The sequence below is a fragment of the Vibrio sp. Y58_MX_L22 genome, from assembly GCF_024181865.1.
Classification (GTDB): Bacteria; Pseudomonadota; Gammaproteobacteria; order Enterobacterales; family Vibrionaceae; genus Vibrio; species Vibrio alginolyticus.
Genome location: NZ_JAMZAN010000009.1, coordinates 12,486 through 38,828 on the forward strand (window position 1 = coordinate 12,486; position 26,343 = coordinate 38,828).

General features: G+C 43.9%; 23 protein-coding genes. 15 read left to right on the top strand and 8 right to left on the bottom strand.

Annotation, left to right across the window (positions count from 1 at the left end; all coding sequences use genetic code 11):
* Positions 1 to 89: 89 nt before the first annotated feature.
* Together NL626_RS18485 and NL626_RS18490 are read left to right on the top strand one after the other, a co-directional pair.
* On the top strand, positions 90 to 722 hold the full coding sequence (locus NL626_RS18485; RefSeq protein ID WP_005376385.1) for a hypothetical protein: 633 nt from the start codon (positions 90 to 92) through the stop codon (positions 720 to 722).
* 187 nt (positions 723 to 909) lie between these two features.
* A complete protein-coding gene (locus NL626_RS18490) occupies positions 910 to 1,698 on the top strand; it encodes an EAL domain-containing protein (RefSeq protein WP_167416040.1) in 789 nt (262 codons plus the stop codon).
* 27 nt (positions 1,699 to 1,725) lie between these two features.
* On the opposite strand, the gene NL626_RS18495 is transcribed toward NL626_RS18490, so the two are convergent.
* The 3 genes from NL626_RS18495 to NL626_RS18505 form a co-directional block, all read right to left on the bottom strand.
* Positions 1,726 to 2,985 carry a DEAD/DEAH box helicase gene (locus NL626_RS18495; protein ID WP_167416041.1) on the bottom strand — a complete coding sequence of 420 codons (1,260 nt, stop codon included), beginning with the start codon at positions 2,983 to 2,985 and terminating at the stop codon, positions 1,726 to 1,728.
* A 67-nt stretch (positions 2,986 to 3,052) separates the two neighbouring features.
* Positions 3,053 to 3,655 carry an ACP phosphodiesterase gene (locus tag NL626_RS18500; protein ID WP_085569047.1) on the bottom strand — a complete coding sequence of 201 codons (603 nt, stop codon included), beginning with the start codon at positions 3,653 to 3,655 and terminating at the stop codon, positions 3,053 to 3,055.
* A gap of 81 nt (positions 3,656 to 3,736) precedes the next feature.
* Complete coding sequence (locus NL626_RS18505) at positions 3,737 to 3,910, bottom strand: hypothetical protein (protein WP_005376381.1); 174 nt, start codon at positions 3,908 to 3,910, stop codon at positions 3,737 to 3,739.
* A 314-nt stretch (positions 3,911 to 4,224) separates the two neighbouring features.
* Between NL626_RS18505 and NL626_RS18510 the strand changes: the two genes are divergently transcribed.
* A complete protein-coding gene (locus NL626_RS18510; RefSeq protein WP_005376380.1) occupies positions 4,225 to 5,655 on the top strand; it encodes a methyl-accepting chemotaxis protein in 1,431 nt (476 codons plus the stop codon).
* Between the two features lie 430 nt (positions 5,656 to 6,085).
* On the opposite strand, the gene NL626_RS18515 is transcribed toward NL626_RS18510, so the two are convergent.
* A complete protein-coding gene (locus NL626_RS18515; RefSeq protein ID WP_253657622.1) occupies positions 6,086 to 6,754 on the bottom strand; it encodes an HAD-IA family hydrolase in 669 nt (222 codons plus the stop codon).
* Positions 6,755 to 6,949: 195 nt separating this feature from the next.
* Entirely contained in the window at positions 6,950 to 7,459 is a 510-nt protein-coding gene (locus tag NL626_RS18520) for a flavodoxin (RefSeq protein WP_253657623.1), read from the bottom strand.
* Between the two features lie 145 nt (positions 7,460 to 7,604).
* Between NL626_RS18520 and NL626_RS18525 the strand changes: the two genes are divergently transcribed.
* The 4 genes from NL626_RS18525 (at position 7,605) to glgC (ending at position 13,353) form a co-directional block, all read left to right on the top strand.
* Positions 7,605 to 8,075: a CreA family protein gene (locus NL626_RS18525; protein WP_005397614.1), complete on the top strand. Its 471-nt coding sequence runs from the start codon at positions 7,605 to 7,607 to the stop codon at positions 8,073 to 8,075.
* A gap of 233 nt (positions 8,076 to 8,308) precedes the next feature.
* Positions 8,309 to 9,613 carry an inosine/guanosine kinase gene (locus tag NL626_RS18530; protein WP_005376376.1) on the top strand — a complete coding sequence of 435 codons (1,305 nt, stop codon included), beginning with the start codon at positions 8,309 to 8,311 and terminating at the stop codon, positions 9,611 to 9,613.
* Between the two features lie 236 nt (positions 9,614 to 9,849).
* Positions 9,850 to 11,598: a formate--tetrahydrofolate ligase gene (locus NL626_RS18535; RefSeq protein WP_104976103.1), complete on the top strand. Its 1,749-nt coding sequence runs from the start codon at positions 9,850 to 9,852 to the stop codon at positions 11,596 to 11,598.
* A 537-nt stretch (positions 11,599 to 12,135) separates the two neighbouring features.
* A complete protein-coding gene (glgC, locus tag NL626_RS18540) occupies positions 12,136 to 13,353 on the top strand; it encodes a glucose-1-phosphate adenylyltransferase (protein WP_253657624.1) in 1,218 nt (405 codons plus the stop codon).
* A 97-nt stretch (positions 13,354 to 13,450) separates the two neighbouring features.
* Here the strand turns inward: glgC and NL626_RS18545 are convergent, their stop codons facing one another.
* Together NL626_RS18545 and NL626_RS18550 are read right to left on the bottom strand one after the other, a co-directional pair.
* The gene (locus NL626_RS18545) at positions 13,451 to 16,612 is read right to left on the bottom strand and encodes a glycosyl hydrolase family 18 protein (protein WP_253657625.1); all 3,162 of its coding nucleotides are present in this window, start codon (positions 16,610 to 16,612) and stop codon (positions 13,451 to 13,453) included.
* Between the two features lie 277 nt (positions 16,613 to 16,889).
* Positions 16,890 to 17,771, bottom strand: a complete 882-nt coding sequence (locus NL626_RS18550) for an AraC family transcriptional regulator (RefSeq protein WP_253657626.1) — start codon at positions 17,769 to 17,771, stop codon at positions 16,890 to 16,892.
* Positions 17,772 to 17,977: 206 nt separating this feature from the next.
* On the opposite strand from NL626_RS18550, the gene NL626_RS18555 reads away from it, so the two are divergent.
* The 7 genes from NL626_RS18555 to NL626_RS18585 all read left to right on the top strand — a co-directional run bounded on the left by NL626_RS18555 (position 17,978) and on the right by NL626_RS18585 (position 24,512).
* The gene (locus NL626_RS18555) at positions 17,978 to 19,126 is read left to right on the top strand and encodes an iron-containing alcohol dehydrogenase (RefSeq protein ID WP_005386076.1); all 1,149 of its coding nucleotides are present in this window, start codon (positions 17,978 to 17,980) and stop codon (positions 19,124 to 19,126) included.
* Positions 19,127 to 19,420: 294 nt separating this feature from the next.
* Positions 19,421 to 20,077, top strand: coding sequence for a lysoplasmalogenase (locus NL626_RS18560; protein ID WP_005376394.1), 657 nt, complete (start codon positions 19,421 to 19,423; stop codon positions 20,075 to 20,077).
* A gap of 162 nt (positions 20,078 to 20,239) precedes the next feature.
* Positions 20,240 to 20,974, top strand: coding sequence for an amino acid ABC transporter ATP-binding protein (locus NL626_RS18565; RefSeq protein ID WP_017820955.1), 735 nt, complete (start codon positions 20,240 to 20,242; stop codon positions 20,972 to 20,974).
* Positions 20,974 to 21,771, top strand: coding sequence for an amino acid ABC transporter permease (locus NL626_RS18570; RefSeq protein ID WP_253657627.1), 798 nt, complete (start codon positions 20,974 to 20,976; stop codon positions 21,769 to 21,771). The genes NL626_RS18565 and NL626_RS18570 overlap by 1 nt, the downstream gene beginning before the upstream one ends.
* 9 nt (positions 21,772 to 21,780) lie before the next feature.
* A complete protein-coding gene (locus NL626_RS18575; protein WP_206954118.1) occupies positions 21,781 to 22,599 on the top strand; it encodes a transporter substrate-binding domain-containing protein in 819 nt (272 codons plus the stop codon).
* 81 nt (positions 22,600 to 22,680) lie between these two features.
* Positions 22,681 to 23,601 (top strand): amino acid ABC transporter permease, encoded by a 921-nt coding sequence (locus tag NL626_RS18580; RefSeq protein ID WP_017820957.1) that lies wholly within the window; start codon positions 22,681 to 22,683, stop codon positions 23,599 to 23,601.
* Between the two features lie 92 nt (positions 23,602 to 23,693).
* Positions 23,694 to 24,512, top strand: coding sequence for an EAL domain-containing protein (locus tag NL626_RS18585; protein ID WP_005386068.1), 819 nt, complete (start codon positions 23,694 to 23,696; stop codon positions 24,510 to 24,512).
* A 106-nt stretch (positions 24,513 to 24,618) separates the two neighbouring features.
* On the opposite strand, the gene NL626_RS18590 is transcribed toward NL626_RS18585, so the two are convergent.
* The gene (locus NL626_RS18590; RefSeq protein WP_053303581.1) at positions 24,619 to 25,152 is read right to left on the bottom strand and encodes an RNA-binding S4 domain-containing protein; all 534 of its coding nucleotides are present in this window, start codon (positions 25,150 to 25,152) and stop codon (positions 24,619 to 24,621) included.
* 226 nt (positions 25,153 to 25,378) lie between these two features.
* Between NL626_RS18590 and NL626_RS18595 the strand changes: the two genes are divergently transcribed.
* Entirely contained in the window at positions 25,379 to 26,332 is a 954-nt protein-coding gene (locus NL626_RS18595; RefSeq protein ID WP_047103544.1) for an endonuclease/exonuclease/phosphatase family protein, read from the top strand.
* Positions 26,333 to 26,343 lie beyond the last annotated feature (11 nt).

Below are 26,343 nucleotides of genomic sequence, written 5' to 3' on the forward strand. Positions count from 1 at the left end.
ATCAAGAAGTTGCCGAAGTAAATTAGTCTATTCTCAAAAGACTATGCTAACCTTTTGCAGTTCGTTTTGTAATTATTAAGGGATATTCTTTGCTACTCGACCTAGTTATTCAAAGTGTTAATGATTTTCAAGACGACTGTCTTAAGCTGTGTGAAAAGCATTACCCTGCGGTGCATAACCAAGGCATGAGTGAGCATCATCTTGGTCTCGCGTTTTCAAGAAGGATGGAACATACTTTTCGTCACTTTGGATACAACTGCGTGATAAAGCCAATCGAAGTGTTGGATTCTCCAGACCTTCCCCATCACTATCGAATTTCATCCGACATCGGCACTGTCTGGGTTCTGAGTCACCATATGGTCAGTGCCGGAAAATCTTGCCGGGAAAACTTACTCTCATCAATTACGGAATGGCAGAGTGAATATGGCTATGCCTTACAGCCTAATGACCTACTCTTTTTAGTTTGTGATCATTGGATAAGTCGCAGCAAAACGAGCCGAGAATTGCTTCATTGGTGGATGGGGGAACTACCCGATCAGATCAACGAATACACAGAACAAGGAATCACACTGTACACCAGCGAGTCGCAACTCACGCAATCGTTGGACACTCGATTCGGTATTAGCCCTTGTTACATTAAGTTTGGGCATCCTTTACGGCGTTCGAACAAACAGCAGTTAGTCAGAAAATATTTGCAGTTGTATGCCGTACTGCAATGGTAGCATCAAATTGAAGTGCTGAGATTATCAATTATTTCATCAATTTGTTTGATATCACTCGACAAAACTACCCATCCATTACCATCGTTCTTGCTTGAGTTAATGAGCACACTTAGATTCATTGCCAATGAAATAGAAAAATTAGCGCGATAACGCTGATGTTGAGACATTGATTTAGGTTGTGGTAACAATGATGAGCATCTCGCAACTACTTAGTTGCATCCGGAAAGAAGCCGACGGGCAGTATATTGCGAAATACGCGAACTTCACTCTCCGCAGTGTCTTTCAACCCATATATAAGAACGATATTTCCATCGTTGGCCTTGAAGCACTGGTAAGAATTAGCAATGCCAATGGCACCATGGTTAGGCCAGATCAGTTTTTCCAATCCAAAGCGACTCCCACTCAAGATTTGCTCAATGTTGAACGCTTAAGTCGCCTAGTCCATATCAAAAATTTCTCTCAGTCTCGCTTTCACACAAAACAATTGTTTCTCAATGTATTACCGGTAGCGGCAGAGATACTAGTCAAAGACATCACTTATAACCGACTGCTAAAACAAACCATTTATGAATCGCATTTGATGAATGAACAAATCGTCATGGAGTTACTTGAATTGAAGGTGGAGGATGAACTCTCTTTGTCTCAAGCTGCTCGGGAGTTAAGTCTTGAAGGATTTAAATTAGCGATTGACGATTATGGCGTCAATGCATCGACAACTGAGCGAGTGAGAAGCGTTTGCCCAGATATAATCAAGATGGATCGCTCTTTATTGCTAAGGTATGAAAACGGTGATTTTAAAGCGCTTAACGATGCATTATCACTCGCAAAAGCGTTATGCTCTAAAACCGTTATCGAAGGAATTGAAACCGAGCATCAACTTCGCTTAATGAAAAAGCTCGGTTTCGATATGTATCAAGGGTACCTACTTGCTATCCCCCAAACGTTAGACGTCTATGAAGAGGCAAAAACAGCCTGATTATGTAAGAACAAAAGTTTGCGCGGTTTAGCGAGAGCTACGTGATTTACCACGATTCTTATGAATCGCCAATTTTGCTTTTAGCTTACGCTTCTCTGATGAACGACTACGACGGCGCCCACCCCCATTTTGTTCAGGCTCAACTTCTTCTACAAGACTTGGTTCGAAACCTGCCAGCCATTCTTGGGGTAAGCGTTGATCAAGCAGGTTCTCGATAGCTTGCAACAAGTACTCCTCATCTCTACTCATCAGAGAAACCGCCAAACCTGACTTTCCTGCTCTTCCAGTGCGGCCAATTCGATGGACATAATCTTCTGCTTTGAATGGCATATCAAAGTTCACGACTTGTTCTAGCTCTTGAATATCTAACCCTCGTGCTGCCACATCGGTTGCAATCAAAGCACGTACCTTACCTTGTTTAAATTCATCCAAAGCTCTTTGGCGGGCACCCTGTGATTTATCACCGTTGATAGAAACCGCTTTGATGCCATCTAACTTGAGCTCTTTCGCTAACTCATCACTGCCTTGCTTCGTTTTTGTAAATACAAGCACTTGCTGCCAATTCCGCGAGCCAATTAAGTACGCTAGCAGTTCACGTTTCCGTTTTTTATCCACTGGATAAACCATTTGTGTTACCGTTTCAGCAGTCGTGTTTGCTGGTGAAACTTCGACTTCAACTGGCGATTCCATGAGTTTATACGCAATAGTTTTGATTCGCTTCTCAAATGTCGCAGAGAACAATAGGATCTGTTTCTCAGCAGGCAAACGTCGGAAGATGCGCTGCAAGTCAGGCCAAAATCCCATATCTAACATACGGTCGGCTTCGTCTAACACGAGCATACCGGTTTTAGAGATGTTTACGTTACTATTAAACAGGTGATCCAAAAGGCGGCCTGGCGTGGCAATCAAAATATCAGCGCCCTCTTCTAACTTTCTCTTTTGTACGCCAATGCTTGTACCACCATAAACACACACAATGCGAAGTTCTGTTTCTGCCGAGTACTGATTCAAATTATCAAATACCTGCTGTGCAAGCTCGCGTGTTGGAACCAAAATCAATGCTTGAGGTGTGCCGTTAAGTTTCTTTTGCTGAACGGTTTGTATGATAGGTAAACCAAACGCAGCCGTTTTTCCCGTACCAGTTTGTGCAGCAGCAAGTAAGTTTTTTCCTGCAAGGACGTGTGGAATTGACTTTTCTTGCACTGGTGTTGGCGTCACGATATTTAGATTGCCTAGCGTCTCGATTAGCTTTTGTTCGATGCCTAAATCAGCAAAATTAACAGACATGTGTAACCTCATTATTTTTGGAGCGCAGAGTTTACCAGAGCCCCTAAAGCCATACTACTTTTCTATCTCATTGAGTTGAGTCATTAAGCTGTTGCTGAAAGTCATACGACTGGCGCAAAACATCTCGATAAAGTGACGAGAACTTCTCTTCTAATTCGGTGTAATCACTTTCAATCACTTTAAATGTTGTGGTTAAGTCTGCCATTCTAGGGCTTCTTTGCGACATCCGATGTAGTGCAAATTCTATATTGTCTAGATCTTGATAGGATTGAAGCCATCGGCCATGCCACATTCTGCTGTGGAGCACCAAAAAACGTGGCGGCAAATGTTCATGAACCTCTCGGTTTACTCGCTCGTATGCCGTTTGGACAAAGTGTTCGAGAGGCACGGAATGAAAGTCGTTCCAGTGTTTTGCGAGGCAATGATCCCAAAACATATCCAAAGCGATAGGTGCAAAACGTCTCGCAATACCAGTGAAATGAGGCTTACATTCGTTGACGATTGGATGATGGTCAGTAATACGGTCAACAAATCTATGTAATCTGATACCATTTGAGATATCGCGATCATACAGCTTGCTTGGATCTCCTTTTACGAAGTCTCCAAGCAAGTTTCCCAATAAATGGCTGTTACTGTGATCTGCGATATGCAGGTGGGCTAGAAAGTTCATTCGACGCCAGTTTTGGCCTCTAGGGCTTGGTGTGACATGAACCTAGTATAACGTCAATTACGACGAGATGAGAGTGTTCCGCTATTCGGCTTCGTTGTCTGAGCCAACGTATTCCGACAAGATAATGCCAATTTCAAGCGCATCTAGCAGCTCTAGGCTCTCATCGTTTTGGTATTGGTCGCTCATTGTGACCTCCTTTATTTTAAGCTCTCTTGCTTTTACTTGCTGACGGCCTGACTCTTGCCATATCCACATCAGCAACTCCTTTTTATAGTCTTTATATGACACATTCATGACAGCGAGAAGTAAAGATTTAAAAACCTATGAGCATAATCAAAAGTAAACGATTGCAATTAGGTTTCATATCCGCTTAACACTTTAGAGAAATGACTCTTTTATCAACATTCATGTCAATTTAAAGATATAACATACTGTTATAGGCGTCCTTAGATCTCATTTCTTAAACTAAATTTAGTATTCGTTACATATTTTGCTGATTAACTTCGCATATTTTGTTTCGATATAGCAATAGATTTGGTCAATATCTTTTATCTCTAATGGAGCTTTAAATGAGAGAAGTTGAGTTTAGAACGATAGACAGGCTGTTTATCAAGATGTCTATCAACGACAAAATGTGGGTTATATTCCTACTGTTTTTAGTAGCCCTCACTTCAGTGGCTGGAAGCCGCTACTTCAATGAAATACAACAATTTGAGCAGCAAGCCATCTCGGCGAGCGAAGCGAAGCTTTCTGGTATCGTTGATGCTCAATCAAACCGCGCTACAGAAATTGACGGCGTATCGAAATCGAACCGCGTAAGCGAGAGTTCTTTTGTCGATGGGTCTGTGACCGCTTATGCCAAGTTGCATTCTGGGGAAGTGATTAAGCTGACTCAAAATGTGTCCACACAATACGAATCGTTAAAATCATCAGCTCTATCGTCACTATTACTCAGCTTCTTATGGGTTATTCCTTTTGCCCTATTCTCTTACTGGGTGGCAACGTTTATCGGAGGAGCTCTGTGGGTTTTATATACAACAACCGAAAAAATTGGTGACGGTGACTTAACCTCTCGTCTTGGTTTCCATCCAGGTCGAGATGAATTCGGTACCATCGGCTGTGCGCTAGACAAGTCTATGGATACCTTAAGTGAACTGGTTAATAGTGTTAAAAATAATGCAACGATGTTGAGCGAGACATCTTCTGCATTCGAAAAAGATATGCAGTTGAGTGAAACCCAGATATCTCATCAATATCAAACGCTTGATTCAGTCGCGACGGCAATGGAAGAAATGACAGCCTCTGCAAAGGAGGTATCAAGTATTTCTCAACAAGCAACGACGCAGTCAGACCAAGATGCCCAGAAGATCGAACTAAGCAGAAGCCGTGTACAAAACGTGATTGGCGAGATAGAGACGTTATCTAGCTATATTGAACAAGCCTCTACGTCAGTAACCAATTTAAACGAGAATACGACGCAGATTAATGACGTGATCACAACGATTAACGCCATTTCAGAACAAACTAATCTGTTGGCACTAAACGCAGCAATCGAAGCAGCCCGTGCTGGTGAACAAGGTCGTGGATTTGCAGTGGTTGCCGATGAAGTACGTACATTAGCAAGCAGAACTCAACAGGCAACAGTAGAGATCCAAGCCATGATTGAGAAGCTTCAAATTGAGAGCCAGAACATTGCTTCAATCACCAACCGAACCGTTCAGCAAGCTCAAACCAGCAGCCAGCTTATTGATGAAATCGGCCATGATGTTACCTCTATTGCCGAGTCAGCACGCTCATTAATGGACATGAGCATTCAGATTTCCACATCTGCTGAAGAACAAAGCGCAGTTGCTAACGATATTGCATCGGAACTTTCAGAAATTCGTAGTCAATCAAGCACAATCAGAGAAGTGGCGGAGCAATCTACCGCTGGCGTCGCTAATCTCACGCAAGCCTCCGTTTCTCTTGGTGAGATATTACAACGCTACCGCACCGCATAACATTGTGGAACTTATGATCAACAAGGGCTCCTTAAGGAGCCCTTTTCTTTAAACCGTGTTCAACTATTACCTTCGATATTTTCTACGACATCCAAGTGGATATTTGAAGTGAATCTCAAGTTCTCGCTGTACCCGATGAAATAATGTTCTTAAACAAAGCGTTCCGCTATGCTTGATCTTGCCAATTCCAATTTGCTGCTGGAAAACAATATGAATAATTACAAAGACACAAAAGACATAGAGAACCTGAACTGCCCACTCTGCCAAGGAGATGAATATCTCATTTCATCGGATGGCGAGAAATTCACATGCGCTGCTTGCGGATTTCATACAAAAAACTTCTCATCTATCCAATGTCTACATCAAACGCCTTACCTACAGTCTAAACTTAAGCACATCCACAGCTTGAGTCCGGTTTGCCATTAGTAGGTCAAACAGAGCAGCCACACAGCTGCTCTTTTAATTCATCTAAATGATGGATGCGAATTACACGCTCGTCATCAACAAGATTGATAGCTTCACCATTAAATAACTGCACCGTTTTGATACCGGCGTTTAGTCCCGCCTCAACTCCTTTAGGCGTGTCATCAATATAAAGACAGTCACTTGGTAAAAAGCCCATGCTCATAGCACTGTACATGATTAAATCGGGCTCAGGCTTCCAACTATTCGCATCGAATGCCGAGAACACTTTCCCTCGGAAAGCATCGAGCAAACCGGTTAACTCCAAAGCGTATTCAATTTTATCTTTAGGTCCATTAGACGCCACACAATATTCGATACTATGCGAATCCAAAAACTGAATTAATCGTTTTGCGCCATCCATCGGCTGTAAGTGACGCACAAAAAGAGACTGGACTTCTTCTCGGTATTGCGGCTCTAAAACATCAATTGGGACTTTGATATCTTTCAACTCTTTAGTATCTAAAAGGATGTCAGCGAGCTTTCCTCCTTTAAAGTGAGAAACGCACTCATCCATCGTTAACTCAGCCCCATGCTGGTTAAATACATTGACGAGCGCTTGGCAACACAGCCTTTCACTGTCGACCAACGTACCATCACAGTCAAATATCACGCACTTAATATTGGTAATTGCCATAGCCATCTCCAGACGTCTTACAGGCTCAAGCCCAAGCTGATTTTAAGAATGTTTGGATTAATCTTATTTGAGTTTGGGATTGTTGAAACGACGAGCTTGGCATTTCATGGAAATAGAAGGGAGCAATTACAGTTTTTCTAAGCAAGATCACCCAACGTCATCTTGCTTTACTTTTTATGCACATTGATGTGTAAGTTAGTTTTCGATAACCACTGAGTCTAACAGTTTTTGCTCGGTGCTTAGTTTTTTAGCCAGATCAGCCACAAACGAGCTTTTGTATTTTGATTCAGAAACAGCAATATCAGAGATGAGTGTATTTCCTTCGAGATGGCTAACAATAGCAGCACCAATTGGGACTCCAGATTTAAAACCAACATATAATTCAAAATCTGGCGTGAGGATAATCTGTGTCAGATATTCAATGATCATATCTTTATCATACTGCTGTTCCCAGCGCTGAGATTGCAAGATAGAGAACATAATGGTCAGTCGATGAAAATCGACCAGAAAAATATCGTCGGGGTTAAATTCAGAGTCACTTTCCAGTAGTGTGTCTTTGTCGACTACTTGATACGTTGCTTTTTCTAGCGTTTTGAAATAGACATCGCGCCCTTTCAAACTCTCTGGTGTCGGAAATTCAACTTCGACCAGATCATACAGCCATGTATTTTTACGCTCGATACTGGCTAACTGTTGTTCATTCATCTTGATACCTTCGTTTAGAGCAGTACATTAGCATGAAGCCCGCAACAAACCTAGCGCACATAGACCTTTCCGTGGCTAAATTTTGTTTTAGGTGCAAACCTCTGATAGATTTCATCAATATCTTTCCTAGTTAAGGACAAAAATAATGAAAAAGATGCTGTTAAGTGCATTGCTTGCTACTACTCTAGTTGGTTGTTCAGATAACGATGTTGCTGACGTGGGGCTCGGTTGGTTTACTTTGAAAGACATCAAAGTCGGTGAGTTGAAAGACGAGGTGGTAACAGGTGTCACATGTCACATCGCCTCTATCGAAGCGGATTTCAGCTTAGCAGATCCAAGTGATAGCTCAATATCATGTCGTCAGACTGGCGAAATCACACCGGAAATGATTGCAAAAATAGATAAGAGTAAGTCCGGTGAAATTGTATTTAAGAAGTCAAAAAGCATTTTCTTCAAAACAATGAAGGTTCGCCGTATTTATGATGCCGATAACCAAACCTTACTCTACTTGTCTTATACAACAAAAGAGACCGATGGTAGTTTTAAACATAGCCTTTCGACAGTCCCACTTTGGGGCACCAAGGCTTACGTTGAGCCAACTGAAGTGAAAAAGTAACGCGGGTAAATTTAGTTAGCGCGGAGCAGGCTCTTTCCGGGCGCTGCTGAGCAACAAGTTTAAAAAACAACCCATTGCAATACGACAAGCGTCATAAATTGCAGCTGCTTTGGTTGCTATTTACTCAGCTCGCTGATTTTTTCAGCGAGCAGACTTCTTTGTAATAAATCGCCACGATTTTCATTTTTTTGTGATACAATCCCGCCTCTTTTTTTTCTCACTCAAGAACAAGCATGAAGTTTCCTGGTCAGCGTAAATCTAAACACTACTTCCCAACTCACGCTCGAGATCCATTAGTAAACCAAATCCGACAGGCACCTAAGCTATATCGCCCAACTATTGTTGGTGTCGGTCAAACCATTGTAGATATCGAAGCACGTGTAGATGACGCGTTTTTAGAGAAATACAACCTGAGTAAAGGACATTCGCTCGTTCTTGAAGAAAGCAAAGCAGATGCTCTTTACGAAGAACTGGTTGAGCAAGGCCTGATCACACACCAATACCCAGGTGACACGATTGGCAATACTCTTCACAACTACTCAGTTTTAGCCGATAGCAAATCCGTTTTGCTCGGTGTGATGTCTAAGAACATTCAAGTCGGTTCTTTTGCTTACCGCTACCTTTGCCGTACGTCTTCACGCATGAACCTTAACCATTTACAAACGGTAGATGGCCCTATTGGTCGCTGCTACACCCTAATTTCTCAAGACGGTGAGCGTACATTTGCTATCAACGAAGGTCATATGAATCAACTACTTCCGGAAAGCATTCCTGAAGAGATCTTTGAGAAAGCATCAGCCCTGGTTGTTTCTTCTTACCTAATGCGTGGTAAAGAAGAAGATCCAATGCCTAAAGCGGTACAAAGAGCGATCGACTTTGCTAAGAAGCACGATGTCCCTGTTGTACTTACGTTAGGGACGAAGTACGTTATCGAAGGCAACGCACAGTGGTGGCAAGAATACATTCGCGAAAACATTTCTGTTGTCGCTATGAATGAAGAAGAAGGTGCGGCGCTAACAGGTGAAACAGAGCCGCTAGCTGCTGCTGATAAAGCACTTGAATGGGTTGATCTCGTACTGTGTACGGCAGGACCAAATGGTCTGTACATGGCTGGTTACACCGACGAGAAAGTAAAACGAGAAACCACACACGACATCCTTGAAAGCTCCCTCGAAGCCTTTAACCAGTACGAGTTTAGTCGTGCGATGCGTAAAGAAGACTGTCAAAACCCAATGAAGGTCTACTCTCACATCGGCCCTTACCTTGGTGGACCACTAGAGATTAAGAACACTAATGGTGCAGGTGATGCAGCCCTTTCAGCCTTACTGCATGACATGGCAGCAAACTCTTTCCACCAAAAAGAAGTGCCTAACTCAGAAAAGCACGAAGTACGATGCTTAACCTACTCCTCGCTTTCTCAGATCTGTAAATACGCAAACCGAGTAAGCTATGAAGTGTTGACGCAGCACTCTCCTCGCCTATCGCGAGCGCTTCCTGAACGAGAAGATAGCTTAGAAGAGACTTATTGGGATCGTTAAAACGACAGCTTTAAAGCTAAAAATATATCAAGGTCACCATTTGGTGGCCTTTTTGTTTTTATCTAGCACTATAACGAGTAGATTTCGTTAGTATGTCGCACAATACGAAGCAGTAAACTCTTTACAAGCCTAACCGAAACAGTACCATCACCAAGCAGACCTTTGCCTCACAATAATACTCGTTATAACTCAGGTAGTTTTTCAACGCTACCTGTGTGCCACTTTGGGGATTCTCCATGCAGTCAGATATCGAAATTTGCCGAAACACACCACTTTCTTCTATTGATGTTATCGCGGAAAAAGTAGGACTATTGCCCGAAGAGTATGACACTCACGGGAAGCACAAAGCCAAAGTCCACCCAAAATGTTTGGAACGACTCAAAGCAAATGATGACGGTAAACTTGTACTCGTCACTGCGATCACGCCGACTCCTCTTGGCGAAGGAAAAACCGTTACGACGATAGGACTGGCGCAAGGTTTAGCAAAGCTTAATCAATCTGTTATTGCATGTATAAGGCAACCTTCGATGGGACCCGTCTTCGGTATTAAAGGTGGCGCAGCGGGCGGTGGTTATTCTCAAGTAGCTCCAATGGAAGAGTTAAACTTACACCTTACTGGTGACATTCACGCAGTGACAGCGGCGCACAACCTTGCTTCAGCCGCTCTTGACGCTCGCTTGTTCCATGAGCAACGCGAGGGTTATGATGCCTTTGAATCACGCACCGGGTTAAGAGCACTTAAAATCGACACGGCAAGTATTACTTGGAAACGAGTGATGGACCATAATGATCGTGCACTACGTAAAGTCAAAATTGGCCTCAATGATGCAGGAAAAACCATCAATGGTTTCGAGCGTGACGAAGGGTTCGATATTTCAGCCGCTTCTGAGTTAATGGCTATCATTGCACTAGCCAAAGATTTAAAAGATTTACGTCAACGTATTGGGAAAATTGTCGTAGCGTACGATTTGAACGGAAACCCCGTCACTACGGAAGATCTACAAGTTGCAGGAGCAATGGCAGTAACACTAAAAGAGGCGATTGCACCAACACTGATGCAAACTCTAGAAGGTGTTCCTACGTTGATCCATGCAGGTCCATTTGCAAACATCGCCCATGGAAATTCATCCATTATCGCGGACGATATTGCGCTCAAACTGTCAGGTTACACGGTAACTGAAGCCGGTTTTGGTTCGGATATGGGATTTGAGAAAGCGTGTAACATTAAAGCTGCTGCCGCCAACAAAGCCCCGGACTGTGTAGTGATCGTAGCAACATTACGCGGCCTCAAAGCGAATTCCGGACACTACGATTTACGACCAGGTATGGCTATTCCAGATTCCATTTTTAATCCGGACCAAGCAGCATTGGAGGCTGGGTTTGAAAATTTAAAATGGCACATAAATAACGTTCATAAATACGGTTTACCTGCTGTCGTTGCCATTAACCAGTTTCCACAAGATTGTGTGAAAGAGCTTAAAGCTCTTGAAGATCTGATTCACCAATTTAATCCCGAAGTTAAAGTAGCCATCAGCACCGCTTTTTCGCAAGGCGGACAAGGCGCAACGGAACTAGCTCAACATGTTATTGATGCGTGTACCACGCCTGTAGAGTTTTGTCCGTTATACAACAAAGAGCAATCATTACTCGAAAAGCTCATGGCAGTATGTGAAGCGGGCTATGGAGCAACCAATATAGAAATGACTCCTATCGCGACTGAACAGCTCAAACATTTTGAGCAATTAGGCTTTAACAACTTAGCGGTTTGCATCGCGAAGACACCACTATCTATAACCACGGACTCCGCAGTCAAAGGGGCACCAACTGGTTTTACCGTCCCAATCCGCGAGCTGCGCTTGTGTGCGGGCGCAGGATTCGTTTATGCATTATCTGGTACCGTGATGACGATGCCAGGCTTACCTGATAAACCCGCATTTATGAACTTAGATCTTGATGATGAAGGAAATATCGTCGGTCTCTCTTAGTGCAGTGATAACGTATCGCTATCAGTGAAGTGAGCATATTCATTGAGTGAGTGGTCTACTTACCTATCCACTCACTCTCAACAACTGTGAAAAGAGTTGTCTCAGGCCTTCTACTCTTGAATTGTTGATACAAAGCTCTCCTGCCTTACATCAACGCGCCTGTTTTAGACCTTTAGAGTTAAAACGCTAACCCTAAGCCTTGTTTAGCCATAGTTATTAAGCTAGAAAACCCTATTTATCTTCTTGTTTTGTCGCCACTTTACATTGTAAATCCATACTTGTTGACTTCTCCTTTCTACAATTTTGCGCCAATTTGATGCACGGGCTATTTAGCGCTTCACTAATATGGTGCAGTTGTCTTACAGTGAAATTTTAACCTCCTTGATTTTTAAGGAGATATTCTATGGCTCGATTCTTGTAGTAGACTTTTCACTAATAAGCACATTAGCACATGCTTTTCAAAACCTCTGCGTTGCATACCACCTCCTTCAGGTTAGCACCGTTTTGATGCATGTCAGAAAAGGGAAAGGGAATACTATGGAAGACGCACTCGCCGTAATTTTAGCAGGAGGGATGGGGTCTAGACTCAGCCCACTCACCGATGACAGAACCAAGCCAGCCGTACCTTTTGGCGGAAAATATAGAATTATAGATTTCACACTAACCAATTGTTTACATTCGGGTTTACGCAAGATCCTTGTTTTAACCCAATATAAATCTCATTCACTTCAAAAACACTTACGAGACGGCTGGTCGATATTCAATCCAGAGCTAGGCGAGTACATTACTGCTGTTCCACCACAAATGCGCAAAGGTGGTGCATGGTATGAAGGAACCGCCGATGCAATTTATCACAACATGTGGTTGCTATCGCGAAATGATGCAAAGTATGTGGTTGTGTTATCCGGCGATCATATCTATCGAATGGACTACGCCGCAATGCTTGAAGAGCATAAAGAGAAAGGTGCTAAGCTCACCGTTGCCTGTATGGATGTTCCCGTAGAGGATGCTTCAGCATTCGGTGTAATGGGCACCACAGAAAGCGGGCTCGTTACTTCGTTTATAGAGAAACCTGAAACCCCACCTACCCTTCCTGGAAGCGCGACCAGAAGCCTTGTTTCTATGGGAATATATATCTTTGATATGGATGTTTTGAAAGAAGCGCTTGAAGAAGACTCAAAACTCGATTCATCAAGCCATGACTTCGGAAAAGACATCATACCTAAGCTGATTGATACCGAATCCGTTTACGCTTATCAATTCTGTGGCAGTAAAGGGCGCGTCGATAAAGATTGCTATTGGCGCGACGTGGGTACCATTGATTCCTTCTATGAAGCGAATATGGATCTACTAGAACCTGTGCCGCCAATGAACCTTTATCAGTCCAATTGGGCGATTCGTACTTACGAGCCGCAGTTTCCACCAGCTCGTACCGTTTCTTCTGCTACAGGCAATGAAGGTATTTTTATTAACTCCATCATTGCTACCGGTGTCATCAATTCTGGAGGCTCAGTACAGCATTCCATCATTTCCTATAACGTACGCATTCAAGACAGTGCAACGGTAGTCGATTCCATCATATTTGATGACGTGGAAGTCGGTGAAGGAAGTCAGTTGGTCAACTGCATAGTTGATAAACATGTTCGTATTCCGCCACATACTCAAATTGGCATCAACAAACTTGAAGATGCGAAGCGATTTAAAATCTCAGACAAAGGTATTGTCGTCATACCTGAAAGTTACCAATTCGATTAAACGACAAACTATCACAACAAAAAAGCGCACGATAATCATCGTGCGCTTTTGTTTAAGTGCCTGTAAACATTAGGCTATAACAAATAATCCATAATAATTAGATGTTACATACCGTTGACCAGCTACCATCTGTACCCGGTTCAGCCGCTGTCCACCAGTTCGCTTGGTAAACCACACCGTTGTGGATGATCTTATCGCCTTGGTTAGCGTGGCTTGGATTACCTGCCCAATCCGTTTGTGGCAGAGCTGGGTATGTCACTAAACCTGTCGTATCACACGTACCTGGTTCAGTGGTACCACCACCCGTGCCCGCATTGAGATCACCAATTGGTAGATCTGGCTGTTCAAACTTAAACGCAAACTCTTTACCACCAGAAATCACTGAGTAGTTAGCCGGACCAGAGATTGGTAGGTAGTAAACCATATCAAGCTCGTAAGTGCCGCCCGCTGGCAAGTCTTTCCATGCTGGTAGAGAGAACGACACACGGTGCATTACGCCATCTAAGCCACCGATGTTGTTTGCACGAGTATGTCCAGAAGCAATGACTTTCAAACCACCACCTGATTGGTCTTTCGCGTTGTCCGGCGCAGATACTGGGATATCGAATTGGAATTCAGTACCGCCAGGGATCGCTTGACCAGTGTTGTTCGTAAACGTGATTTTCGGGTTAATTGGGTAGTTTTGATCGCCAACTTTGAAGCCGCCAACACTAACAGTAATGTCTACTGCTTCAGTTGGTGTTGGACCAGTCGCTACTTTATTACCGTAAGGCGTCGCAGACTTAAACTTGTCGTAGATAGCTTTGGTCATAGTGTTACCCATGTGGTATTCACCATTACCTGCCGCACAAGCTTGTTCAGTGGCATCTACTGCCGTACGATTACCATTTGCATCCAGTACGTAACAGTTGTAGTCACCGGCTAGTTCCCAGAACATGATACCGCCGATCTCTTTATCGATAACGTAATCGGCTTTCACCTCGATAGAAGCTTTATCTTCCGTAGATAGGAATACGCTCTTCTCTGCGTTCCACAACCAAGGTGCCACAGCAACGCTATCGTAATGACGAGTATAAGTACCAACAAACTTATCTGAAGGATCGTTGACTGGGTCCAGACCGTAAGCAGCTGCGTAAGAGCCCCAAATACCGTTTTCTAGGTTCTTAGCATGCCACATTGGGTTAGAACCAGCGCCCATTTCGTTTCCTTTAGGGTCGGTATCATGCCACATGTTGTCGATACCAATAGCGCCGTGACCACAGTTGTTCTTCTCACCTTCACCTGTGCCCGGTTGGCACTCTGCTTGGTTTGGTAGTGCCGCTCGGCCCCATAGGCCATTTTCGCCACCAGTAACACCTTGCCAACCACGGGTGTAGTAAGGAACACCAATGTTGATACGACCTGCTGGCATAGAGCCACGGAAGTAATGGTAAGCCCAGTCTGTGTTCAAGTAACCGATACCACCGTATGCAGCAGTGCCGTATACGTTCCACTGCGCTAGCTCAGAGTCTTTACCTGTATCGAATAAAGCCGCGTTATGACCAACGTGATCATTCCAAGCCCCATGCAAGTCGTAAGACATGATGTTTACGTAGTCTAGGTACTTAGTTACATCGAAGGTTTCCATCCCACGTAGCAAGTAACCTGAAGATGGTGCTGCGATAGTCAGCATATAATGAATACCATCTTGCGCGGATGCCGCATCAAGTTTCTCACGCAATACTTTCATCAGCTCTTGGTAAGACGCCCATAAATACTGACGACGTGGTTCCATGAAGTCTTTGTCGTAAGGGTTACCAGCACCAGCCATTGACGTCGGGTATTCATAGTCGATATCCAGACCATCGAACTTGTACTGACGCATCATTTCAACGGCTGAAGTTGCGAACTTCTCAATACCAGCATGATTAATAGAACCGTCCGCATTCGTCGTCATGGTGTAGAAGCCACCATCAGCTACACGATCGCCGTTCGTATCGAAGTGACCGCCCGTTTCAGCCCAACCACCAATCGAGATTAGCGTTTTAACATCATGTTTTTGCTTGTAAGTTGCTAGTGCACCAAAATGACCTTTAAAACCAAGAGCGGGATCTACCTCAACGCCTGGCCAAGTTTTACCTGTAGCAGGGTTGTTAGGATCATTTACGTCGCCAACGTTTACTTTGCCGTCAGAACCAATGCTCACAAACGCGTAGTTAATGTGAGTAAGTTGTTCCCAAGGAATGTCTTTAACAAGGTAAGTCGATTGTGGGTCGTCACCTGATCGCCAACTGGTGAAGTAACCGATTACACGACGTGGGTGATCAGCCCCCATTTTCTCACGGCCTTCTTCGTCATAAATAGAACAGTAAGGAACATCTACACCCGTTGTTTGATAAAGACCATCAGGACGACAATTAGATGTCACTGCGCCGCCGTTTACTGTTAACGTCGCAATTGCAGAATCTGCTGTTGCGCCAGCATCATCGGTTGCTCTCGCATAAACACTTAATGAGCCAGCTTGTGAAGGGGTTACATCCAGCGTGTATGGCGCTGTTGTAGCAGTGCCAGCAAGCACACCTGCAACATAAAAATCAACTTTAGCAACGGTACCATCCGCATCCGTAGCATTTGCAGTCAGTGTTACGGAACCACCCAGGTCAATAGAGCTCGCAGAAAGCGCGACATCCACTGTCGGCGCTTCGTTACCAGGTTGCGCTGATGCCACAGTTAACGTCACAACACTTGCCGTACTAACGGCACCTGCATCGTCATAGGCCTTGGTAGAGAACTCGTGCTGTCCTTCAGTTGCTGTCCACGATGCAGCATACGGCGCAGACGTTGCCTGACCAACTAATACACCATCAACAAAGAACTCTACTTTGCTAACAGTCCCATCAGTATCTGCCGCATCTGCAGCTAGGCTAACAACATCACCCGCAGTCACAGAAGCCGACGCAGAAGGCGATGTCAGAGTAACCGTCGGGACTTCATTCTGAGGTGGATCAACCGGTCCAGTGCCATCACAAGCGCCAAGTGTTTCCCACTCGCCCCACTCACCAGATTGCGCTGGATTGTTGTTTTGCGTCCAGTAACGCGCTTTATAAGCATTACCTTCATGCTGAACTTGGTCGCCACCGTTATAAACTTTTGATGATTGCCAAGTTTCTAGAGGGGCACAGTCAACTGCTGCGTAGCTATTGAAGGCCATAAGACAAGAAGCGGTGAGTGTGCTTAGTGTGAACACGTTTTTCACTGCGTTGCCGTTTTTAAGGTGCATAATCGCTCTTCCTTAAGTTATTGTTAAAACAATACTAAATGCGCTAAACGAAGCGCATCTATACTTTTATTTCGACGTAAAATAACTTAAGTACAAGTTGGTGATTTCACACTATCTATTTACGAGTTTTCCACACCGCCTCGCAACAATCCACTAAATGATTGCAACAACGTACCTATTATTTGGCACCAGTAACTAATTTTATAACTTAAATAAATATGTCACTCGCAAATTAATAAAAAAGGTAAAAAAAGTCGCCATTTTGAAATAAAGATCACTAAGCCTTTGTTGACCTTGGCGTTTCATTAAAATGCCGCTTGTACTCGCGACTAAACTGTGATGGGCTCGTGTACCCAACCATTCTCGCTGCATCATTAACACGTCGCCCCTCTAACTGGATCAATTCGCGCGCTTTGTTAAGTCGAACTTTCTTAATATATTGCAACGGAGATTCAAGCGTGACATTGCGAAATGCTTGATGGAAAGCAGACACACTCATGTTGGCTTCTTCAGCCAATGCTTGTACGTTCAACTGTTCGTGATACGCTTGATGTACACGATTTAGTGCTTTAGCTACCCTCGCGTAAGAACCTTCTTGATGTGCTAGGTCAAATAAAACATACCCCTCTTTGCTCACCAAAGTACGATACACAATTTCCTCAAGAAGCAGCTCGCCAAGCATGATGACATCAAGCTCGTCACACATTGCTTTCATTAACCGCTTGCACGCATCCAACATACCTTCATTCATACGTACCGACTTAAGGCCGCAACGGGTAGCATCCAGACACTTATTACTGAATTTCTCACCCTCTAATTTTTTAACGAGTTTATGAAGAAGCGTTGGCGAAATATCTATCGAAATGCCAAGTAAAGGCTCATTGTTTGTCGCAAACGCTTCGCACTCTAGTGGCATGGGAACCCCGACAACAAGGTAATCATCGGGCCCATATTGCACTGGTGTATCACCAATATGAATGTTCTTATGCCCTTGACCCAATACGATGATGCCGGACTGATAGACAAACGGCTGGCGATGATTCCCTTTGCTACTGCGATAAAACCATACGCCATCTATCGCTGTTTTCTTAATACCTTCTAGGTCATGCAGCCCCTGCTTTTCAACATATTGCTGCATGATATCTGCGAGAGTGTGCATTAGAGCGCTCCATCAATGACCAACGAGTTTGGTCTCTATTATCGTTTCGAGCACTATACTTCCTCTCGACTTTAACTTTCTAGCTCAAGAGCATCAATTTTGTAGAAATAGGCAAATTATTTGCAGAAATCGACCTGTTAACCATCGTTAATCAGGACTAATATGCATGTATTCAATCTCCTTCACTGGAAGCAAGAGGGCTAATAATGAACTTTTCTTATGTAAACCCAACCAAGATTTTCTTTGGTCAAAAACAAATCGCAGCAATCAAAGAAGCTATCCCATCCGACCAAAAAGTTTTAGTGGTATACGGTGGTGGCTCCATCAAAAAAAATGGCGTGTACGACCAAGTAGCAGAAGCTCTTGAGGGACATGAATGGCTAGAGTTTTCAGGTGTTGAACCAAACCCAACCAAAGAAACACTCGATAAAGCAGTCGCAATGGTAAAAGAGCATGGCGTTGACTTTATTTTAGCGGTAGGTGGTGGTTCAGTCATCGATGGCTCCAAATACGTAGCAGCGGCATCAAAGTATGATGGTGATGGTTGGGATATCATGATTGGTAAGCACCAAGTCACTGAAGCGACGCCTCTAGCTGCAATTTTGACATTGCCAGCAACAGGCTCAGAGTCAAACATGGGCGCAGTTATCACTAAAAAAGAAACTCAAGACAAGCTTCCGTTCATGTCTCCAGCAGTGCAGCCAAAATTTGCCGTGTTAGACCCAGATGTAATGAAAACACTGCCAGAACGCCAGCTTATCAACGGCATTGTTGACGCATGGGTGCATGTATGTGAGCAATACTTGACGCTTCCTACCGGTGCAATGGTTCAAGATGGTTACGCAGAAACACTGCTGAAAACCTTAAAAACACTCGGAGAACAGTTTGCGGAACGAGACGACGATATGTGGCGCGCAAACTTAATGTGGTCTGCTAACCAAGCATTGAATGGGTTAATTGGTAGTGGCGTTCCACAAGACTGGGCGACACATATGATCGGCCATGAATTAACCGCTCTATGGGGCGTTGATCATGCGCGTTCTCTTGCAATTGTCCAACCGTCGTTACTTCGTAACCAAATGCAGTTTAAGCGCCCTAAGTTAGAACAAATGGGTCGCAACGTATTTGGTCTTGAAGCAGGTGAGGATTTAGCAGAGCGCACAATCGAATCTATCGAAGCGTTTTATCATCAACTTGATGTCGCAACTAAGCTCGAAAACTATGGTGAGAGCCGTGAACAAGCTATCGATGCCATCATTGATCAACTAAACAAACACGGCATGACTGTTTTAGGTGAAAACCAGGCGATCACACTTGAACGTAGCCGAGAAATCTTAGAGTTAGCTGTCTCATAACTGCAACAATTCTTCACTGCCCTTCCTAGGGTTTAACGGTATTGTGACTTAACAGTCACAATACCGTTTTTTTATGCTATTTTGTAAGCCGCATCACGTTCAAAACGAGGAGGCTTCTAAAAACAACGATTCCCTCCAGACAAAAAATCGGCCGTGTTGGTTAGTAAAGAGACAACTGTCCAGCTTTACACAAATAAAAATAATTGAGATCAAAGAACGAGTTAACTCGTTAATTAAGTTTTGATTTGTTGTAGTGATGTACTACATAATTTTGTCTGTTCGAGAAAACACTTTATGTGGCTAGTTGTTGTCGTATTAGCATTCATACATATCATCAGTATCCGTAAAGGCTCTAAATGGCTCTTTTACGTTTCTAAACCATTACCAGTGCTCTGTATGCTTGGTATTTTAATTCAGTCCCCGGCTTACCCAATGCCATATGCGCATTGGATTTTGATTGGCTTATCGCTCTCGTTGCTTGGTGACGTGTTATTAATGCTCCCTAGAGACAAGTTCATTACAGGATTAGTGCTCTTTTGCTCTGCCCATCTCTCCTATAGTTATGGTTTTGCCATCATGTCAGCGTGGCATTTTACACCTTGGCTCCCAATTGCCTTGTTCGGACTCGGTATATGCGTCTACTGGTTGTTCCGACCGGATCTCGGTAAAGAAAAACGGCCAGTTGCTAGTTATATATTGGTACTGATGACTATGTGCTGGGCTTCGATCGAGTATTATTTGAGTGGGAAAACACAATCCTCCTCTTTTGCAGTGCTCGGAAGCTTTATCTTTATTATCTCTGGCATCGTATTGGCTTTCGAACGCTTTGGAGGACGGTCAATATTTTCACGACAAGTTGTCATGGTGACCTACTATTCTGCACAGACACTAATGGTTATGTCTGTTGTTGCGATTGTTGTTCGTTATCCGTATCTCGTTGAACTGAGTTAGTCATACTCTAGACTGCACCAACATTAAAGAAACATGGATGTATCTTGTAAGCGATCTGAATAGAGTCTTAAAATCATCGCCTAAACATTAGCTTATTCTTAATGAAATTACGCGCACAACTTGCTATTGTAAAAGGATATTTTTCCGTTATAGCGTGCCCCTTTGAAAGAGAATACTCCCGTCGTTGAGTTTAGCGACGTAAATAAGTGGTATGGCGATTACCACGCTCTAAAAGACATCAACTTCTCCGTGCATTCTGGCGAGATCGTCGTGGTGTGTGGCCCTTCAGGTTCCGGAAAATCAACGCTCATTCGTTGCATCAATCATCTTGAATCGATTCAAGAAGGCCAGCTTCATGTGTTCGACCAGCCTTCTCACGCAAAATCTCTCAAGCCCGGTAAAATCGGCATGGTGTTCCAACACTTTCACCTTTTTCCTCATTTGACTGTACTGGAAAACCTCACCTTAGCGCCGATTCGCACACACAAATTATCAAAACAAGAAGCTGAAAAACGCGCAAGACATTACCTAAAGCGAGTCAATATTGAAGAGCAAGCGAGTAAGTATCCTATCCAGCTTTCTGGCGGTCAGCAGCAACGCGTCGCGATTGCCCGCTCCTTGTGTATGGAACCGGATTTACTCCTGTTTGACGAGCCAACTTCAGCGCTTGATCCGGAAATGATCAACGAAGTGTTGGATGTCATGGTTGAGCTGGCTCAAAGCGGAATGACGATGATTTGCGTCACGCATGAAATGGGATTTGCCAAAAAAGTAGCGAACCGCGTGGTATTTATGGATGAAGGCCAAATCGTGGAAATGAACTCTCCAGTCGCCTTATTTGAGACACCACAGCATCCACGAACCCAAGCATTTTTGAACCAAATTTTAAGTTACTGATGATAATTCGCGTAATCAAACCTGTCCTTCAAGCTTTACTGCAAATGACGCTCCTCTTCATCGCGATTGTGTGGGTGTTGGACTCTGGTGCCGACGCTATGGGCTATCAATGGCAATGGGAGCGCGTACCTGATTACATCGCTTTTTATGAAGATGGCGAATGGTGGCCGGCAGAACTTATTGATGGGCTATTGGTAACGCTTAACATCTCGGGTATTAGTCTATTCTTCACCTTAGTGTTGGGGTTGGTCACCGCGTTACTAAGGCTTAGCGATTCGAAAGTCGGCAATGTTATTGGCACCACTTATGTCGAGGTAATACGCAACACGCCGTTGTTGGTGCAAATCTATTTGCTCTACTTCGTGTTTGGCCCCGTGATTGGTTTGGACCGATTCAGTACCGCCGTTTTGGCATTGTCCCTTTTCCAAGGTGCTTACACTGCAGAAATATTCCGCGCAGGTTTAAACAGTATTCCTAAAGGGCAATTCGAAGCAGCACAAACACTCGGGTTATCACCGTTTTACACTTACAAAGACGTAATTTTGCCCCAGGTTTTACAGCGCACATTACCGCCATTGACCAATGAAGTGGTTTCTTTGATCAAAAACTCTTCCATTGTAAGCGTGATGGCGATTTTTGATTTAACAACACAGGCACGCAACATCGTCTCAGAGACGGCGATGCCGTTCGAAATTTGGTTTACCGTGGCAGCAATTTATCTTGCTCTCACTCTGTCACTTTCTGGCTTGTCTGCATGGCTAGAACACAAACTCGGAGCCAGTTGGCGCAAATTATAAGGAGATAACATGAAGTTATTCAAAGCGACCATTACTGCATTATTAGGGCTAGCCATAGCTATGCCTACAATCGCGAAAGAAGATGTCGCCACACCCAATGTAGATCAAATCAAAGAACGAGGAACTTTGCGCGTTGGTATGTCAACATTTGTACCTTGGGCAATGCGTAACAAGCAAGGTGAGTTAATCGGTTTTGAAATCGATGTTGCCAAACGCTTAGCACAAGATTCAGGTTTGAAAGTGGAATTCGTACCGACTGCGTGGGATGGCATTATTCCCGCACTACTGGCGAAAAAGTTCGACGTGATCATTGGTGGCATGTCTGTTACGCCTGAACGTTCCAAAAGCGTCTTGTTTACTGCGCCCTACTCGCACTCAGGCGTTCAAGTAGCAGCAAACAAAGAACTCGCCTCTGGTTTTAGCGAATTTTCGGATTTTGACTCACGACGCGTAAAAATTGCGGCTCGTCGCGGCGCATTCACCGTTCAAGTAGCCAGAGAAACCTTCCCGAAAGCGAAGATCCTGCAATTTGATGACGACGCGCAAGCGTTCCAAGAGGTGCTGAATGGTAACGCCCACGCGGTCATTGCTTCTAGCCCAAAACCAGAACATGAGACAGTGAAACACAGCGACAAACTATTCCTTCCATTCTCTGAGCGACTATCACAAGGTAACGAAGCCTTTGCAGTTCGCTTGGGGGAAGAAGATAAAAAGGCCTTTTTCAATAAATGGATTGAAGCAAGAACCCAAGATGGATGGTTAAAACAACGTTATGAATACTGGTTCTCGACATTAGATTGGCAAGATCAAGTCGCGCAAGGCCAGTAATCTAAATGGCTCGTGGACGCCGCGAGCCTATACTCTCCAATCATCCATTTTACTTTTCCATAACTTATCGGAGTCAAATTTTTGGGCGAACACACTACCACTCGCACAGCACCCGCGAAATCCAGCACAGGCTACCTTTTACCGCAATTAAACACACTAGACTGGGTACTACTTGTTATGTGCGGTATCGGTGGTGTTTGGCTGTACCATCGGTCCGCTGTTGGTGTGCATTATTTGTGGCAGTGGAAAGAGGCGCTTGAATTACTTTTCACGCCTAGAGCAGATGGTGGTTTGCCCTACTTCTTCCAAGGTTTGATTTCGACGTTAAGGCTCAGTATTTGGGGCATCAGCTTCGCATTAGTGTTTGGCACTTTGTTAGGCTTAGCACGCTTCTCTCGTTCCGTTTGGTTGCGCACACCTGCCAATGCGTTTATCCAGTTAGTGAGAAACATCCCTCCGTTGGTGTTTGTTTTTATTTTCTACTTTTTCATTTCTAACCAATTGATCCCGTTGCTCGGTTTGGAAGATCTTCTACGAAACTACAACGGCGAACCAAATGCGCTACAGCGCTTTCTGTTTGGGCCTTCTAACCTTTGGGAAAACCTTGCCTCTGGCGTGTTATGCGTCGGCTTACTCTCTTCTGCCTACATTGCAGAAGTTGTGCGCGGTGGTTTACAAAGTATCGACCAAGGTCAGTGGGAAGCGGCTGACTCATTGGGCTTGTCTCGATGGGTGAAATACCGATTTGTTATCGCGCCACAGGTGCTTAAATCAATAACACCTGCACTTGCCGGTCAAACCATCTCTTTGGTGAAAGACACCTCTATTGTTTCACTGATTTCGATACAAGAAATGACGTTTGTTGGGACAGAGATGGCAAATTCATCAGGGTATATATTTGAAATTTGGTTGATTGTCGGCCTTGCTTACTTCTTAATTTGTTTTGGTCTGTCACTTATTTTTCGCCATATTGAAGCAAAATCGGAAGCCATTTCAAATTAACTCAACCGCATATGTAATTAGGCACATTTGATTCTTCAAATCAGAATTGCACCCTGTTACATTGGCAAGATGCTAAATTTTCGGCGTTTTTCATGGAGTTAAAGAATCAATCCGACTACGAGCGATACATAAAACAAGATAATCTTGGTGAATATTACGTAGTTCTCAATCAATTCACTTTTCACAGTGTTTATCAGCCAATTTTTGATAGACGCCAACGTATTATTGGTATGGAAGCCTTACTGCGTATTCGTGGCATTGATGGTTCCCTAATTCGTCCTGACGTGTTTCTGGCCAATAATGGTCTTGATCCCTACTTTCGCTTATGTGTAGAGTTTTTATCCAGAGCAATGCACATTCGAAATTTTGCACGCTATTTCGCGGGGACGCCGATCAAACTGTTTCTTAACGTCATGCCTCAAACGCTACTCACACTAACCAAAGACATGGGCTTTAAAGATAACGGCCTGCTTTACAAACGCCTTTCCGAACTTGGTATGAGCCCATCAGACGTCGTTTTTGAAGTAGTCGAAGAGTCGTGCGGAAATACGGATTTATTAATCAAAGCCGTACAGTTAATGAAAGCAAATGGTTTTATCTTTGCTATCGATGATTTTGGCGCCCAACATTCTGATATCGCACGTGTTCAGCAGCTCTGCCCTGACATCATCAAAATCGATCGTTCCTATTTGCTAGACTACTGCGCCGGAGAAACCTTTTCCATACATAGCGCCGTTGATCTAGCGGATCATATGGGAGCAAAAGTCATTATAGAAGGGGTTGAAGAAGACGTGCAGCTACAAGCTATGTATCAACTTAATTTGGATTATTACCAAGGCTTTTACTTAGGAAAGCCTTGCGCCATTCATCACTGGACAGATAGCCTAAACATCGAGACGACTGTGCATTAACACTGCCCACTTACAGCACAGTGAAACCAAAAAAGCGCCGATATAATATGCTCGGCGCTTTTTAGTTTTACTCAGATGTCACTTATTTAGTTAAGCGTTCATTTCCCTAGAAAAAATCAATAGAATTACGACCGCTCTTCGGATCACGAGTGGCTTGCGGTTTGTCTTCTTTTTTGCCTTTCTTAGCAGACTGAGACAACGCTTCTTTCTGCGCTTTACGTTCTTTATGCGCTGCTTTTCGGCCTGTTGACTTAGGTCCAGAGCCTTTAGCTGGCTTGCTTTGGCGAGATTTCTCTTTACGTGCAGATTGCGCTTCTTTCTTCGCTTTCTTTTCTGCTTTTTGCTCTGCCGTTTCAGGTTCGGTTACTGGCGCATCGCAAACCACAACATAATATTCCTGGTTAAACTCAAAAAAGTCACCATCATACATCTTGCGGCGCTTACGTGTTTCTAGTTCACCATTCACCGCGACGTAGCCTTCCTCGATGATATGTTTTGCTTCGCCGCCACCGCTGACCAAGTTTGCGATTTTAAAAAGCTTGTACAGTTCGATTGGATGCGCATCAACATCGATGCCAATCGCTTCGATCTCAATCTCTTCGCCTTCTAAATACTCTTCGTGGTCGTAATCTTGGGTCATGTTACTTACTCTTACTATTTGATGCCCTGAAGTTTAAACGCAATGCTTAAAAATAGAAACCTCTGGCGATGTTCAATCACCGATTCACCTTGGCATTTGAGCACCTCTTAACCCATTTAGCTTGTCGCTCGTTAGCTTGTATCTCGATGCGTAGCTCAAACGAAGCTGCAATTACGCAACCTGAAGGTATATACTCTCTAAGTTATTGTTGAAAAGAGCGAATACTTTGTCTCAACCAAGTAGAATTACCTTTGTCACTGCGAACTTGTTTAATTTTGTCGCACCGCCTAACGCCTACTATGATTTCGAGAACATATACTCGTTAGAGCAATGGCGAGACAAACTTTCGTGGACGCAACGTCAAGTTGAAAAACTGGAAGGCGACGTGATTGGCTTACAAGAAGTGTTCAGTATCGAGAAGACCCAGGAATTTTTTTCAACCATCGGCTACCCCTACTTTGCGACCGTTGACACCCCACATGTTGAAGATGAGTACATTTACTCAAGCCCTGTTGTGGCAATCGCATCTCGGTTTCCAATAGAAAAAGTACAAGCGGTAGAGTTTGACTTAGCAACGCTTGAGCCTTTTGGAGTAAGTGTTGTTCCAGAGTTCAGTCGCAAACCTATCTATGCCCAAGTAATACATCCTGTACTTGGTCATATCGCCGTTTACGTAACGCACCTGAAATCTCAACGCCCGGCCGACTCAGAACAACCAGAAACGTCTAGCACGATTATTGGGCGCTGGTTATCCACCCAGCAAAGAGGCTGGGAAGCAGCGATGTTAAGAGACGCGATGCAAAAGAGGTATCGAAAAGAACCAATGCCGACAGTGTTAATGGGCGATATGAATCAACCTATCACTCCTATCAGCGTTAACAGCGCATTGGTATCCAACACTGGTGACAGTGTCACTGAATTACAACTCAAAGATGGTTGGATATTGCAAAGTGACGCTCAGAAGGATGAACGCCCCGCCACGCACTATCATTTTTCCACTGGGAACGTACTCGACTATATCTTGCTCTCACAAGAGTTTGACACCTTATCAGATATATCGGTTGCCGAGGTTGTTGACTATCAGGTGTCTAACCAACATCTGATCAACCCGATTTATGACAGAGATAAAAACGCCAGCGACCACGCATTTGTGGCGCTGACGGCTGAAGTAAAGCTTTGAGCAACCTATTT

Bases quoted from the DNA above. Each gene is read 5' to 3' on its own strand.
- NL626_RS18545 (WP_253657625.1), bottom strand. From the start codon at position 16,612: ATGCACCTTAAAAACGGCAACGCAGTGAAAAACGTGTTCACACTAAGC.
- NL626_RS18525 (WP_005397614.1), top strand. From the start codon at position 7,605: ATGAAAAAGATGCTGTTAAGTGCATTGCTTGCTACTACTCTAGTTGGT.
- NL626_RS18585 (WP_005386068.1), top strand. From the start codon at position 23,694: ATGGAGTTAAAGAATCAATCCGACTACGAGCGATACATAAAACAAGAT.
- NL626_RS18520 (WP_253657623.1), bottom strand. From the start codon at position 7,459: ATGAATGAACAACAGTTAGCCAGTATCGAGCGTAAAAATACATGGCTG.
- NL626_RS18530 (WP_005376376.1), top strand. From the start codon at position 8,309: ATGAAGTTTCCTGGTCAGCGTAAATCTAAACACTACTTCCCAACTCAC.
- NL626_RS18550 (WP_253657626.1), bottom strand. From the start codon at position 17,771: ATGCACACTCTCGCAGATATCATGCAGCAATATGTTGAAAAGCAGGGG.
- NL626_RS18510 (WP_005376380.1), top strand. From the start codon at position 4,225: ATGAGAGAAGTTGAGTTTAGAACGATAGACAGGCTGTTTATCAAGATG.
- NL626_RS18515 (WP_253657622.1), bottom strand. From the start codon at position 6,754: ATGGCAATTACCAATATTAAGTGCGTGATATTTGACTGTGATGGTACG.
- NL626_RS18590 (WP_053303581.1), bottom strand. From the start codon at position 25,152: ATGACCCAAGATTACGACCACGAAGAGTATTTAGAAGGCGAAGAGATT.
- NL626_RS18535 (WP_104976103.1), top strand. From the start codon at position 9,850: ATGCAGTCAGATATCGAAATTTGCCGAAACACACCACTTTCTTCTATT.
- NL626_RS18560 (WP_005376394.1), top strand. From the start codon at position 19,421: ATGTGGCTAGTTGTTGTCGTATTAGCATTCATACATATCATCAGTATC.
- NL626_RS18490 (WP_167416040.1), top strand. From the start codon at position 910: ATGATGAGCATCTCGCAACTACTTAGTTGCATCCGGAAAGAAGCCGAC.
- NL626_RS18495 (WP_167416041.1), bottom strand. From the start codon at position 2,985: ATGTCTGTTAATTTTGCTGATTTAGGCATCGAACAAAAGCTAATCGAG.
- glgC (WP_253657624.1), top strand. From the start codon at position 12,136: ATGGAAGACGCACTCGCCGTAATTTTAGCAGGAGGGATGGGGTCTAGA.
- NL626_RS18555 (WP_005386076.1), top strand. From the start codon at position 17,978: ATGAACTTTTCTTATGTAAACCCAACCAAGATTTTCTTTGGTCAAAAA.
- NL626_RS18575 (WP_206954118.1), top strand. From the start codon at position 21,781: ATGAAGTTATTCAAAGCGACCATTACTGCATTATTAGGGCTAGCCATA.
- NL626_RS18505 (WP_005376381.1), bottom strand. From the start codon at position 3,910: ATGTGGATATGGCAAGAGTCAGGCCGTCAGCAAGTAAAAGCAAGAGAG.
- NL626_RS18500 (WP_085569047.1), bottom strand. From the start codon at position 3,655: ATGAACTTTCTAGCCCACCTGCATATCGCAGATCACAGTAACAGCCAT.
- NL626_RS18570 (WP_253657627.1), top strand. From the start codon at position 20,974: ATGATAATTCGCGTAATCAAACCTGTCCTTCAAGCTTTACTGCAAATG.